Below are 13,759 nucleotides of genomic sequence, written 5' to 3' on the forward strand. Positions count from 1 at the left end.
AAAAAGGGAGGGTCAGAGTTGAGAGAACTTCCTGATTCCCTTGGCATAATATTTCCACAGGATAGAGAAACTGCAGAAGCCCTGTATATCCTTGTTTTCTACCGACCTCGAGGCCTGTATGAAACTGCGGTCGTCTATGAAATCATCTTTCCATTTCTTGAAATCCCTTCTCGCCTTCACGACAGCCTTGAAGTCCTTGAAATTCCTCTCCAGTATCAGCATCTGAAAGGCGGCGAGATAATCCAGGAACCAGCGCATACGCATCACTCCCTTGAGTTCGTCGTCGGCGAGATTCTTGTATAGCATAGTGAGGTTGTTGCGGAAATTGAGATAGGTCTTCATCGGATTTCCCTTTGGCAGCGTACCGCCTCCCACATGATATGCCACGCTGTCGGGCACGCAGTAACCGTCTTTTCCCATTATCCTCAAACGCCAGCAGAGGTCTATCTCCTCGCTGTGGGCAAAGAAGCGTCCGTCAAGACCGTCGGCACGCCAATAATCTTCGGAGCGAATCATAAGGCAGGCGCCTGTAGCCCATAGTATCTTGGTGGTATAGTCATACTGTCCGTCGTCGGTCTCAACGGTATTGAATATCCTACCACGGCAGAAGGGATAGCCGTACTTGTCGATATATCCGCCTGACGCCCCGGCATATTCAAAAGAGTTGCGGTCTTTCTCAGAAAGCAGCTTGGGCTGACAGAAGGCTGCTTCGGGATGGCTGTCCATAAACTCGAGCAAAGGCACGAGCCAATGATGTGTCACCTCTACATCGCTGTTGAGGAGCACATAGTATTCTGCGTCTATCTGCGCCAGCGCCTTGTTGTAGCCTTCGGCAAAGCCCCAGTTCTTCTCGAGCTGTATGGTGCGTACCTGCGGAAACTTCTCTTTCAGCATCTGCATGGAATTGTCGGTAGAGGCATTGTCGGCGACATATACCGTGGCGCCATCCTCTATGGAGTATTGCAAGACAGAGGGCAGGAACTTCTCCATCATACCCACTCCATTCCAGTTGAGTATCACTATTGCTATCTTATCCATAGCGCTATGGTTTTTTAATTCCACCGAGACAAGAGGCTCTGCCTATATTATATAATATTGTATTAATATATAATAATGTGTATACCCTCTTATAACGGCATCATTATTGAAAGTTATATTTGTTATCTATCTAAGATTTCACACATCAGGGCTGTCTTGTCATGGTTGAAACCACCGAGTCTGACCATCACGAGCTGGTTGTCGAGATCATCCGAAGACTTTGCCGCCGGCAGCTCCACTCTCACATAGTTGCGTGTGAAGCCATGCATCGCCCTGCCCCGGGTGGATTTCTCGAAGAGCACCTCCGCTTCCTGTCCGATATATCGGGAATAGAACGCCTGTGTCTTCTCGTCGGAAAGTTCTATGAGGCGCTTGCTCCTCAGTTTCTTGTCCTTGTCTGAAACCACATACGGGATACGCAAGGCAGCAGTGCCCGGGCGCTCTGAATATGGGAACACATGGAGATGGGTGACATCGAGGCGCTTCAGAAATTCGTATGTCTCCTCGAAATACTCGGGCGTCTCACCTCTTGTTCCCACCATCACGTCTACTCCGATGAAGGCGTCGGGCATATATTTCTTTATCAGTTCTATCTTGTGTGCGAAAAGCGCCGAATCATAACGGCGGTGCATGAGTTTCAACACTGCGTCGGAACCGCTCTGCAACGGGATATGGAAGTGTGGCATGAAGGCGCGGCTTCGGGAACAGTATTCGATGAGGTCGTCTGACATAAGGTCTGGCTCCAGACTGCTTATGCGGAAGCGCTTTATCTCCTCCACTCCATCGAGAGCCTTCACGAGGTCGAGGAAACTCTCATGGGTGGTGGCTCCGAAGTCACCGATGTTGACTCCGGTGAGAACAATCTCCTTGCCTCCCTCGGCAGCAGCCTGACGTGCCTGTTCCACGAGTGAGCTGATGCTTGGGTTGCGACTGAATCCGCGGGCATAGGGAATGGTGCAATAAGTGCAGAAATAGTCACATCCGTCTTGCACTTTCAGGAAGAAGCGGGTGCGGTTGCCTCTGGAGCAGCTGGGAGCGAAGGTCTTGATGTCTTTCGTCTTCACGGAATAATGCCTGTGGAGCGACTCTCCGTTAGCAGCGGTTTCTGAGTCTGACTGCAACTGGGTCCAGGCGTCGGAGAGATACTGTATGAGACTCGCTTTCTCATTGGCTCCCAATACAAGGTCCACACCGTCTATCTTGCTGATGGTCTCTGCCTCAAGCTGGGCGTAACATCCGGTAACGACAACAAAAGCTCCGGGATGCTGGCGCACCATACGATTGATTGCCTGACGGCACTTATGGTCGGCAACTTCGGTCACCGAACAGGTGTTGATAAGGCAGATGTCTGCTTTCTCTCCTTCAGCGGCATTTCTCACTCCCATATCCTGGAGCATCCTGCCGAATGTTGAGGTTTCAGAGAAATTGAGTTTGCAGCCCAATGTGAAATAAGCGGCTGTCTTTCCTTGAAAAACGGATGTATCTATCATTTTCTTGTATTTCGATATTTTTGTTCACCTTGGTAATTACAATAAAAAACTGCAATATACCATATATTATTCATCCATACATACATTATTATATATATAAAAGAATCGCTCGTTTTGCAAAGGTAGCTCATTTTTCCATAAAAACCGCTATGCGGGGCTGATGTTTTCCTAAAATTAAGTCAGGAAAAAGAAAAACTCTACTATAAAACAAGGGATTGTAAAGGCACACAAAAACTATTATAGAAAATTTAACACTTTAATTAATTTCATATTTCACTGATTAACAGCGACTTACAAAAAAGTTACATTTTACCCCTAAAAAAAACTCTAAAAAAGAGAACAACGTATCAGAAAAATACTTACCTTTGCAGCGTTTTAATAAACAAATGATTGTTTTACAGATTTAAAAAGCAAAGAAAAATGAAAAAATTGGTTTTAATGTTCGTAGCTATCGCAGCTATCTCTTTCGCATCATGTGGTAACAAAACAGCTCAGGCTGAGGGCGCTGATACAACTGACACTGCAGCAGTTGATACAGTTGACACAACTTCTGTTGACACAACTTCTGTTGACACAACAGCTAACAAGTAATTCTGCGAAAGCTAGAACTATTTAAGCGAAAAGACCAAGCCGAGGAACTCAGTTCTTCGGCTTTTTTGTGTCTATACCCTACAAAGCGACCAACGCAATCCTGCTTATCCGACACCTGTAATTCATCTGACTGCACCAAGGACAACCCTGAACAGACTCCATCACGCTAACCAGACATACTGAAACCTACAACCACCTTGTTAGCACCCTGCACACAAGACATCAATACAAAAAGAACGCTTATACTTATTGTTGTAACATTTCATGTAACATTTTAGGGAATCCAACGATTTACATGCTTTTTGAGAGGATTTGCAAGTTTTTTGGAAGAAAATGCCATTTATTTATCTGCCCACCACACCTATCTTTGCAAAAAAAGAAAGCGACAATCCGTTCATCGCATGGCAAAGACACATAAAAAAGATAATATCACGAAAACAATAACGACAAAAAAATCTGTTATGAATAGACTGACACCTTTACTGCTGTTCATGGTGATGATACTCTCATCATGCAACAAGGAAACCAACGACTACGTGACGGCATTCCCTTATATGGAAACGGACAAAGGGAAATGGGGAATGATAACAACCGATGGAGAAGTACTATTCTCACAAGAGTTCAAAAACCAACCTACCGTGGTGAGAAACGGTGTGTTCCTGGTGAAAAACGAAGCCAACCTATGGGAGATATACAAGGCGGAGAAGAAACCGGAAAAGATTGGCTCTGAATATACCGGCGCCACAATCTTCAGCAACGGCAGGGCTATAGTATGCGAGAAGGACAAATACATCACCATCATAGACACTGAAGGAAAAACGATAAAGACTCTGGATGAGGTCGACGGAAAGAGAGTCAATACCGTATTCCGATTCCAGGAAGGCTACGCAAAATACATAGCCGGAGAGGACTACGGAGTGATTGACATGGACGGAAACTCCGTAATACCAAGCAACTACTGCGCTATAATGGACTGCAGCGACGGCAAGTTCATCGCCATCGACAAGAAATACAAGACGGAATACAAGAGCTTCTGTTACGACAAGCTCAAATATACTGTCCTGAACACCAAAGGGGAGATACTGTTCGAGATAGACGGCAGCGAATACAACCAGGTGGGCAAATTTTTATCATAATCACGAATCTGGAGATTATCGCATAAGTCACATTAACTCCAAACGGGATAATACCCCATTGAGATTAAACCCAAATCGGCCATTAGGCCGTTAAATGTGACATTTTATAACTACTTACAGTCTTTTGCTTTTTATAAAGCGTCTTTTGTCCGTTTTTAATTCGCAATAGCTTGCTATTACTCATTTTAAAAGCCAAACAAAATCCACTCTTCTAAAAATCAAAATTCAAGCAAGCCCTAACGACCGATTTGGGTTAAAGCATTGCTTCATCATCAATATACTCTCGGTCCGAAGATGGTAGTGCCAACGCGCACCATAGTGCTTCTGCATTCCACGGCAATCTTGTAGTCGTGGCTCATTCCCCAGGAACGCTGACAGAAAGCTGCAGAGTCGGCAAAATACTTTGCCTTCACCTCATCGAAGAAGTCGGCAGCCTGCATGAACTCTGAGCGTATCCGGTTCTCGTCATCGGTATTCGATGCCATCATCATCAGTCCACAGATACGCACGTTATTAAGATTCCGCCATTCGCCATCGTCGAGAAGCTGGCGGCAGGCGTCAATCGTCAGTCCGTATTTCGTCGCCTCCTGTGCGATATGCAGTTCGAGAAGCACATCGATCACGCGGCCGTGCTTTGCAGCCTGCTTGTTGATTTCCTTGAGCAGCTTGAGCGAATCCACGGCATCCACCATAGAGATATACGGTGCGATATACTTCACCTTGTTGGTCTGCAGATGTCCGATGAAATGCCATTGAATATCCTTGGGCAGCGTGTCATACTTCTTTGAGAGTTCCTGTTCGTGGCTCTCTCCAAACACCCTCTGTCCCTCGGCGTATGCTGCCTCTATATACTCGTTGGGATGAAACTTGCTCACGGCAACGAGAGTCACTCCCTCGGGAATGTTGCTCTTAACTTCGCGCAGTTTGCCTGCTACATCATAATCCATGGTAATATAATTTTATTTGAAAATAAGATTTCCTGACTCTGCTATCTATCACCGCACCTTATTCTGCCGTTGCCTCGCCTTCGGCAGCCGGCTGCTGCTCGTATTCCGGAACGTCGTTGGGCTCCTCTTTCTTCAGTTTGGCGGCTGAGTTATGCTCGAAGACGTCCATTATCTGTGTCTCGGCAACAGAAGCTATTACATAGTCGATAGCTGTAGTTCCCATCACCTTGTCGATGTTGGCAACTGCCTGGTTGAAAGTGTTGGCATGAACGAGGTAGTTCACGTTGCTGCGCTTCTCCTTCTCTGTCTTTTCGTCGATAGTGATAAACTGGAGCTTTGCCTTGAAAAAACGGTCGGCGGATGCATCCTCGCTGAAGAAAATCTCTCCGTAAGGCGCCTTCTTTATGTCGCGCACCTCAAACTCACCGCTTATATAAGCCGACATCTCGTCGATGATAGACGACTCTGCCTCCGTGAAGCTGAGAGCGTCTACAACGTAGAGCTCGGTAATCTTTTTCTGCATTCCATCCTCCATCATCTTGTCGTAACGGATCTTGCACTCAAACCATGTTGAAGTTCTTGTTCTCATAATTCTATAGTTTTATCGATTATTTTCCTTTATATTCTTGTTCTTAATTCTATCCAGCTCTCCATACCATCTCTCCGACAATCTCTACAGGACACAACCAAGCACGTAGGGAGTTAGTTCTTACTGTAGTATCATTCATCTGCTCAATCTTTTTGCCTATATGGGGGTTCAAATGTGTTAAAACCGCCAATGGCTTGCAAAAATAAACATTAAATCGTATATTTGCAAAAAAATAAGAACTACTTTTGCATGATAGACATTAATGTAAGTTTGGACCTGATGGAGTTTGTCGAGACACAGATTCTACCGAGATATGCCAATTTCGACCAGGCCCATCGTCTGAACCACGTCAACCATGTCATCAAACAGTCGCTGGCTCTGGCCAGGAAAATCGGTGCCGACATCAACATGGCTTATGTCACGGCGGCTTACCACGACCTGGGACTGGAGGGACCGAGAGCTATACACCACCTGACGAGCGGGAAAATACTGATTTCAGACACAAGACTGAAGAAATGGTTCTCTGCCGAACAGATGAAAATTATGAAGGAGGCAGTGGAAGACCACAGGGCTTCGGCATCACACGCTCCAAGAAGCATCTACGGCAAGATTGTGGCTGAGGCTGACAGGGAACTCGAACCCGACACCGTGTTCAGACGCACGATACTCTACGGACGCGACCACTATCCGGAGATGAGCATGGAGCAGCAATGGGACAGGTTTACGGAACATCTCGACAACAAATACTCCAATACGGGATACATAAAACTATGGATTCCGGGGAGCGAAAACGAAAAGAACCTGAAGGTGATAAGGGATTATATCAACAACCGGACAGCTCTCAGGGCTTTGTTCGACAAGATTTTCAACGAACTGAACGGAAACGAGGCTGAACAATAACCTTCGGCCATCTTAATCTTAACGATATTAACTTCAATATTATTAATACTGCACAATGAGAAAGAAATTACTATTCGGACTTCTGTTTGCCGCAATGACAGCAGGGGCAGTGAAAATGAAGCCTGGAATCAATATCATCAAGCAGGCTGACGGAACGACTATAACCGTTAGAGCCTACGGAGACGAGGACTTGAGCTATTTCCTCGCTTCTGACGGCACACTGCTCTATCAGGAAGGCACAAACTTCTATATCGCCGGCGTGAAAGCCGACGGCACTCTGTATTCAACCGGAGTGCTCGCCCACGAGCCAAGCATGCGAACGATAAAGGAAATCTCTGCCATCAAAGCGCAGAATGCCAAGGCTTTCTACAATTCGATGGAGACACAGGCAAAGGCAAACAAGGTGAGACGTGAGCCTATGACACCGGACAATTCTTTGCTGCCTTCGCTCGGCAAACACAAGATACCGGTAATCCTCGTGGAATTCAGCGACGTGGAATTCAGCGTGGAGAATCCTAAGGCTACCTTCGACAAATATCTCAACGGCAAAGAACTTTTCAACAAGGAGACCGACCCGGAGATGGGACAGAACTATGCCAGCGTGGCTAAGTATTTCAAAGACATGAGCTTCGGAAAATTCGAGCCGGAATTTGAAGTGTATGGTCCTGTGAACCTTGGCAAACCTCTCGCAACATACGGAGCGGGATATTCATCAGAGGAGAATATGGGACTGCTGCTCACCGACGCCTGCACAGCTGTTGACGACGAGGTGGACTTCACCCAATATGACTCTAACGACGACGGTAATATCGACCTCATCTACATCATCTACGCCGGATTCTCACAGAGTATCGCCGGAAACTCTACCGACTGCATACACCCGAAATCGGGTTATCTCTCACTGGCAAAATCGTTTGACGGAATGGACGTGAAGCGCTATGGCGTGAACAACGAGCTGAACGGCACACCGGCTGACCAGGCGAATGGACCGATAATAAACGGCATCGGACTTTTCTGCCATGAGTTCTCACACTGCATGGGACTGCCTGACCTATATCCGAAATCGGGTTCAATTGCAGAGGCTTGCATAAACCAGAATATGGACTACTGGAGCCTGATGGACGCCGGAGAATATACAGCGAACGGATACCGCCCTACTGCTTACACAGCATGGGAGCGCGAGCGTCTGGGATGGATGGAAATCGGCACACTGACCGGTCCTTCAAACGTGGAACTGAAATCGCTTGACGAGGGTGGCGCAGCATTCCGCATCTATAACGACAAGGACGAGACGGGCCACGAGTATTATATCGTGGAGAACGTGCAGAACAATGGTTGGAACAAGAACCTGTTCGGCAACGGACTGATGGTGACCCACGTTGACTATCTCTCAAGCCAGTTCTCACTCGGAGGATGCAAGGTGAACAACACTGAAGGTCATCCACGCATGCATGTCATGGCTGCCGACGGTATGTTCGTTCCTGAATACTTCCTCGGTTCTACCATCGAGGACAGCTACATCACATTCCTGAAGGAGCACAACGCTGACCTCGTGGCAAAATACGGCGGACAAGTATTCAGCATCGATGACTATAAGGCTGAGGCTGCCGGCGACCTCTTCCCTGGCACATCGAACGCTACATCGCTGACCGACGACTCACAGCCTATGAAGGCATGGACATACAATGGAGAGACAATGGGCAAGCCTATCACCGACATCACTAACGATACGGAGAAGGGTATCGTGTCATTCAAGTTCATGGGCGGCGGCGAACCTGTTGACGGTATCAACGAGGTGACTGTAAACAAGACAACTGACAGCCGTGTATACTCTATCAGCGGAACATATATGGGCAACGACATCAACAGTCTGCCAAAGGGTATATACATCCGCAACGGCAAGAAGGTGATAAACAACTAACGGTTATCCCGACGACATCCCGCCTTGTGCCGCATGTTGCCAATGATGACAAGCATTGCAAATGGCAACTGACAATGTCTACGATGACTAACAATGTCTACGATGACAAACGGCACACAGACTTCAACAATATTGCGCCCTGAAAGGCTAAAAGCCAGAATCTTTCTTCTGGCTTTATCCTTTCAGGGCGCTTTTGTTTTTTTTAAAACCCAATCGGTCATTAGAGCTTGCTTGGATTTTGAATTTTTAGAAGAGTGAATTTTGTTTGGCTTTTAATGAGTAATAGCGAGCTATTGCGAATTAAAAACAGGCAAAAGGCACCTTATAAAAAACAAAAGACTGCAAGCAGTTATCAAAAATATACCTTTAACGGCCTAATGACCGTTTGGGGGTTAAGCCCAATCGGCATTAGGGCTTTCTTGGATTATGTCTTGTTCATTACAGTCAGGTAAAACTTATTGCAAGCTACATAAGGGCTGACCTTCTATTCTTATAATAGTATGCTGCCGAATATGAAAATAGGCTGAATCCCAACAAATGAGACCCAACCTAAGGAACTTATTCAATGATCTAAACCAAAGATTCAAAATATGTTGTTCAGAGTCTGAACTTCAGACACTCACTGATTTTCTGCATCGTGGTGAGACGCGTCGGCACAAGAGGAAGACGCAACACATTCTCTATCATTCCCATCTCATGGAGCATCGCCTTCACACCGGCAGGATTACCGTCCACGAACAGGAGATTGAAGAGATCGGTAAACATATGGTGTATCTTGCGTGCCGGCTCAAACTCTCCATTCTGCTCCAGCCTCAACATACGTGAGAACTCCTTGGGCAAAGCATTGCCGATTACGGAGATTACACCAACCGCTCCACAGGCTATCATCGGGAATGTCAAAGCATCGTCACCGCTGATAACATCAAAGGTGTCGGGCTTGTTCTTTATAATCTCGTCCACCTGCTCCAGATTGCCACTCGCCTCTTTCACGGCGACAATGTTCTTGCAATCGCGAGCCAGACGAACAGTGGTTTCCGCCTTCATGTTGACACCCGTTCTGCCAGGAACGTTATAGAGCACCACTTTCATGTCTGTGGCATTGGCAATAGTCTTGAAATGCTGGTATAGTCCTTCCTGCGAAGGCTTGTTGTAATAAGGGCAAACGCTCAATATTCCATCGATACCTGAGAAATCGCGCGTATGGAGTTCCTCAACGATGGCTGCAGTATTGTTTCCGCCACATCCCATGAGAATCGGCACTCTGCCTGCCACTACTTCTACTACAAGTTCCTTGATCCTCTGCTTCTCGTCATCTGTCAGAGTCGGGGTCTCGCCTGTGGTGGCGAGGATGCAAAAGAAATCTGCGCCATTTTTCAACTGATATTCCACCAGCTGCTTGAGTACTACATAATCTACAGCGCCAGACGCATTAAAGGGCGTTATAAGGGCTATTCCGAGGCCCTTGAATATGTTTTGAGACATAATGGTTATGATTTCATATTAATATTCTATTGCAAATGTACTATTTTATACGTTATTTGCAAAACATTTTGCGCCCTAAAATTCAAATTCGGCAACATCACGAGATTATTTGCTGCCTATATATAAGAATACCATACCCAAAAGCACAAGAAGAAGGTCTACCATCTTGCTCTTGAGATTCTTTTCATGAAGCAACACGGCACCGAAAAGGAACGATACTATCACACTGCCTCTGCGCACCATCGACACGATACTTATCATGGCATCAGGGAAACTGAGGGAATAGAAATATACGAAATCTGCCGCACTGAGGAAGATGCTGATGAAGATGATTCCCCAATGCCAGCGGAAGGGCGTAGTGGTGTTGCGCTTGGGATACCACAACACAAGCATCATAACGAGCATCATGAAGCACTGATAGATGTTGTACCAGCTCTGCACCATCATACTGTTGAGCCCCACTCCACCTTTATCTTGCGGTGCCATGAGGTATTTGTCGTAGAGTCCGCTGACAGCACCGAGCACAGCGGCAAGGATGATGAAATATATCCACTTGTCGTGTTTGAAGTCGATGCCCTCCTTCTTGCCGCTTCTGCTGAGCATGAAAAAGGATGCGACAGCCAGCGCCACACCAATCCACTGATAAACGTTGAGCCGTTCGCCAAAGACGAGCAAGGCTCCCACCAATACCATTACAGGACGGGTGGCATTGATTGGTCCGACGATAGTGAGAGGCAGATGCTTCATACCGAAATATCCGAATATCCAGGAGGACAATACGATAAAGCTCTTGCCGATTATATATTTGTGGACCTCCCATCCTCCGGATGCCACATGGAATATCGACCCGTCGAGCACCGTGGTGCTTGACGACAAGAGGATGAACGGCAGGAAAATCAATGATGAAAACAACGTGTTGAGAAACAATACCGGAATTACAGCATTGTCGCGCAGCGACTGCTTCTTGAAGGAGTCATAGAATCCGAGAAGCGTCGCTGATAAGAATGCTAATATCAGCCACATGATTATATATATTTTTTTATTGTTTATTGTAGACCAGTTGACGGTTCATCTTCTTACTCATCAAAAGGATACTTCACGTCTTCAAGAAAGAGAGCATTGCCTGGCATGCTCTCGCCTGCCTTGCAGCGGTTTTTGCCTTCTATCACGCTCTGAAACTGTTCCAGAGTCATGCGATGGCGGCCCACCTCGATGAGCGTACCTACAACAGCTCTCACCATATTACGCAAGAACCTGTCGGCAGATATGACGAAATGCCAACAGCCACAGCCGTCGTCCACCCATTCGGCTCTTGTCACCCTGCATATAGTGGTCTTCACATCGGTATGTGTCTTGCAGAATGCAGCAAAGTCGGAAGCCGAAAGCAACAGCGAAGCTGCCTTGTTCATCAATGTGAAGTCGAGGTCGTAATGTGTCTCACACGAGAAGAAGCGATGGAATGGATCTTTACGCGTGTGTATATAATAATGGTAGGTGCGCTTCGTGGCACTGAAACGTGCATGCATATCAGCATCCACCGGAATGACCTTCATCACGGAGATGTCGCGCGGCAGCAGTCTGTTGAGCTTGTATGCGAGTTGGGGACAATCAACGGATGCGTCATGCTCGAAATGTGCTACCATCACACGGGCATGCACACCGGCATCGGTTCTACCGGCTCCCACCACTTCCTTCTTCTCGCGAAGCAATGTCGAGAGGGCACGCTGCAGCTCCTCCTGAACAGAATTGCCATTGGGCTGCACCTGCCAACCGTGATATGAGGTGCCGTCATAACTCAAATAAATGAAATATCTTTGCATGAAAGTTTTTATATTATAAAGATTACGAGAACGATACGACATGGAATGAGCCTTGTAAACTTGTCTACTCGTCTACTTGTCTACTCGTCAACTTGTCTACTCGTATACTTGTCATTTATCTTCTCTCCAACACCTGTGAGATATTCTGCTCTCTATGCACCACCCTCACTTCTATTCCGAACTTCTGGTTGAGATGCTCGGCAAGGTGTTGTGCAGAATACACACTGCGATGCTGACCGCCTGTGCAACCAAAACTGAACATCAGGTCGGTGAAGCCGCGCTGCATATAGCGAGCCACATGAGCGTCTGCCAACTTATACACGCTGTCGAGGAATGTCAGTATCTCACCGTCGTCCTCCAGGAATCGGATTACCGGTTCATCGAGCCCTGTCAATTTCTTGTATGGCTCATAGCGACCAGGGTTATGGGTGCTGCGACAGTCAAACACATAACCACCGCCGTTGCCTGACTCATCTTCCGGAATGCCCTTGCGGAATGAAAAGCTGAATACCCTTACGACGAGAGGTCCCCTGCCGTCATACTTCGAGAATGTGGCAGGACCATCCTGCGGATGTCCCTTGAAGATAGAAGCGTCATCGGTCTTGAGTCCGTCAGTGCGACTCTGGCGCGGTTCTTCCTTGGGAGCAAACTGCGGCAACTGTGTGAGACGCTTCAGCATGTCTATCATATATGGATAGTGGAACACGTCGAGTTCCAACAGTTCTCTCAGGTTCTGCATAGCCGCAGGAATACTGTCGATGAAATATTTCTTACGTTCGAAATATCCGCGGAAACCGTATGCGCCGAGCACTTGCAGCGTGCGGAACAACACGAAGAGTGACAATCTCTCCACGAAATGCCTCACCGAAGGAACTTCAGTATAATTCTTCAGCGAATGATAATACTCATATATCAGTTCGCGTCGCAGCTTATGCGGATATTTCGCAGATGCCTGCCAGAGAAAGGAGGCGATGTCATAATAGAAAGGTCCTTTCCTGCCGCCTTGGAAATCTATAAAATATGGATTGCCGGCATCATCGAGCATTATGTTGCGTGCCTGAAAATCACGATAGAGGAAAGAGTCGGTGTTTTCTGATGTCAGGTCTTTGGCAAAGAGTCTGAAATTTGCCTCAAGCTTCAGCTCATGGAAGTCGAGGTCTGTAGGTTTCAGAAAACAATACTTGAAGTAATTGAGATCGAAGAGCACACTGTCCTGGTTAAACTCAGGCTGCGGATAACAATTGCTCCAGTCCAGCCCCACAGCTCCCTGCATCTGTATAGCCGGCAACTCTCGTATGGTGTTCACGAGCAACTGCTTCTCTTTCCGTGTATAGCGTCCACCTGCATCCCGTCCTGCCTTGAGAGCATCGTAGAGCGAAGTGCCGCCAAGGTCGGTCTGCAGATAGCGCAGCTCATCATCCGAAACACAAAGAACGGTAGGCACCGGAAGTTTCATCGAGTTAAAATGTTCGGCAAGATATATGAAGGCGTGGTTCTCGTCGCGACTTGTTCCAATGACTCCTATTACAGTCTTGCCTGCCGCATCCGTAAATCTGTAATACTCACGGTTGCTGCCAGCTCCCGCAATCTTCTCTGTTTTGGCGGGCTTCTCACCCGACCATCCTGCATAAAGTTCTATGAGCTTTTCCATGATGCAAAAGTACGCAAATAATTCTACATACAAATATATAGATACAAAAAAAATCGGATGTCTCACGACAACCGATTTTCAAAAACAAACTACTTAAAAACTAATCTACTAAAACAAATCAAAAAATAATGTTATATTATTATGCTAATATATTCTTCTTTTATTTACGCCACAAAATTATGAATAACTTTCAT

At 46.7% G+C, this 13,759-nt stretch carries 12 protein-coding genes; 4 read left to right on the forward strand and 8 right to left on the reverse strand.

The annotated features are described in order from the left end of the window. Nucleotides 1–12: 12 nt before the first annotated feature. Complete coding sequence (locus CCC32_RS11510; protein ID WP_287074664.1) at nucleotides 13–1,038, reverse strand: glycosyltransferase family 2 protein; 1,026 nt, start codon at nucleotides 1,036–1,038, stop codon at nucleotides 13–15. A 122-nt stretch (nucleotides 1,039–1,160) separates the two neighbouring features. Then, nucleotides 1,161–2,528 carry a tRNA (N(6)-L-threonylcarbamoyladenosine(37)-C(2))-methylthiotransferase MtaB gene (mtaB, locus tag CCC32_RS11515; protein ID WP_044073282.1) on the reverse strand — a complete coding sequence of 456 codons (1,368 nt, stop codon included), beginning with the start codon at nucleotides 2,526–2,528 and terminating at the stop codon, nucleotides 1,161–1,163. A gap of 420 nt (nucleotides 2,529–2,948) precedes the next feature. Between mtaB and CCC32_RS11520 the strand changes: the two genes are divergently transcribed. After that, the gene (locus tag CCC32_RS11520; protein ID WP_022317203.1) at nucleotides 2,949–3,119 is read left to right on the forward strand and encodes a PG1828 family lipoprotein; all 171 of its coding nucleotides are present in this window, start codon (nucleotides 2,949–2,951) and stop codon (nucleotides 3,117–3,119) included. 461 nt (nucleotides 3,120–3,580) lie between these two features. After that, entirely contained in the window at nucleotides 3,581–4,255 is a 675-nt protein-coding gene (locus tag CCC32_RS11525; RefSeq protein ID WP_287074666.1) for a WG repeat-containing protein, read from the forward strand. A gap of 272 nt (nucleotides 4,256–4,527) precedes the next feature. Here the strand turns inward: CCC32_RS11525 and CCC32_RS11530 are convergent, their stop codons facing one another. Together CCC32_RS11530 and CCC32_RS11535 are read right to left on the reverse strand one after the other, a co-directional pair. Next, nucleotides 4,528–5,202, reverse strand: a complete 675-nt coding sequence (locus tag CCC32_RS11530; protein WP_287074669.1) for a YggS family pyridoxal phosphate-dependent enzyme — start codon at nucleotides 5,200–5,202, stop codon at nucleotides 4,528–4,530. A 58-nt stretch (nucleotides 5,203–5,260) separates the two neighbouring features. Beyond that, nucleotides 5,261–5,791: a DUF4494 domain-containing protein gene (locus CCC32_RS11535; protein ID WP_287074671.1), complete on the reverse strand. Its 531-nt coding sequence runs from the start codon at nucleotides 5,789–5,791 to the stop codon at nucleotides 5,261–5,263. Nucleotides 5,792–6,040: 249 nt separating this feature from the next. On the opposite strand from CCC32_RS11535, the gene CCC32_RS11540 reads away from it, so the two are divergent. Both CCC32_RS11540 and CCC32_RS11545 read left to right on the forward strand, forming a co-directional pair. Next, the gene (locus tag CCC32_RS11540; RefSeq protein ID WP_022317199.1) at nucleotides 6,041–6,691 is read left to right on the forward strand and encodes an HD domain-containing protein; all 651 of its coding nucleotides are present in this window, start codon (nucleotides 6,041–6,043) and stop codon (nucleotides 6,689–6,691) included. A gap of 55 nt (nucleotides 6,692–6,746) precedes the next feature. Then, nucleotides 6,747–8,612, forward strand: coding sequence for a M6 family metalloprotease domain-containing protein (locus tag CCC32_RS11545; RefSeq protein ID WP_287074672.1), 1,866 nt, complete (start codon nucleotides 6,747–6,749; stop codon nucleotides 8,610–8,612). A 597-nt stretch (nucleotides 8,613–9,209) separates the two neighbouring features. On the opposite strand, the gene dapA is transcribed toward CCC32_RS11545, so the two are convergent. From dapA to CCC32_RS11565, 4 genes are all read right to left on the reverse strand, one after another. After that, on the reverse strand, nucleotides 9,210–10,094 hold the full coding sequence (dapA, locus tag CCC32_RS11550) for a 4-hydroxy-tetrahydrodipicolinate synthase (protein ID WP_022316224.1): 885 nt from the start codon (nucleotides 10,092–10,094) through the stop codon (nucleotides 9,210–9,212). Between the two features lie 105 nt (nucleotides 10,095–10,199). After that, nucleotides 10,200–11,117, reverse strand: coding sequence for a DMT family transporter (locus tag CCC32_RS11555; protein WP_044073294.1), 918 nt, complete (start codon nucleotides 11,115–11,117; stop codon nucleotides 10,200–10,202). A 53-nt stretch (nucleotides 11,118–11,170) separates the two neighbouring features. Then, nucleotides 11,171–11,914, reverse strand: coding sequence for a tRNA pseudouridine(38-40) synthase TruA (gene truA, locus CCC32_RS11560; protein ID WP_287074676.1), 744 nt, complete (start codon nucleotides 11,912–11,914; stop codon nucleotides 11,171–11,173). Nucleotides 11,915–12,029: 115 nt separating this feature from the next. Then, nucleotides 12,030–13,565 carry a RapZ C-terminal domain-containing protein gene (locus CCC32_RS11565; RefSeq protein WP_042518965.1) on the reverse strand — a complete coding sequence of 512 codons (1,536 nt, stop codon included), beginning with the start codon at nucleotides 13,563–13,565 and terminating at the stop codon, nucleotides 12,030–12,032. Nucleotides 13,566–13,759: the final 194 nt, after the last annotated feature.

Source organism: Prevotella sp. LMAG:51 (assembly GCF_008680225.1).
Lineage (GTDB): Bacteria > Bacteroidota > Bacteroidia > Bacteroidales > Bacteroidaceae > Prevotella > Prevotella pectinovora.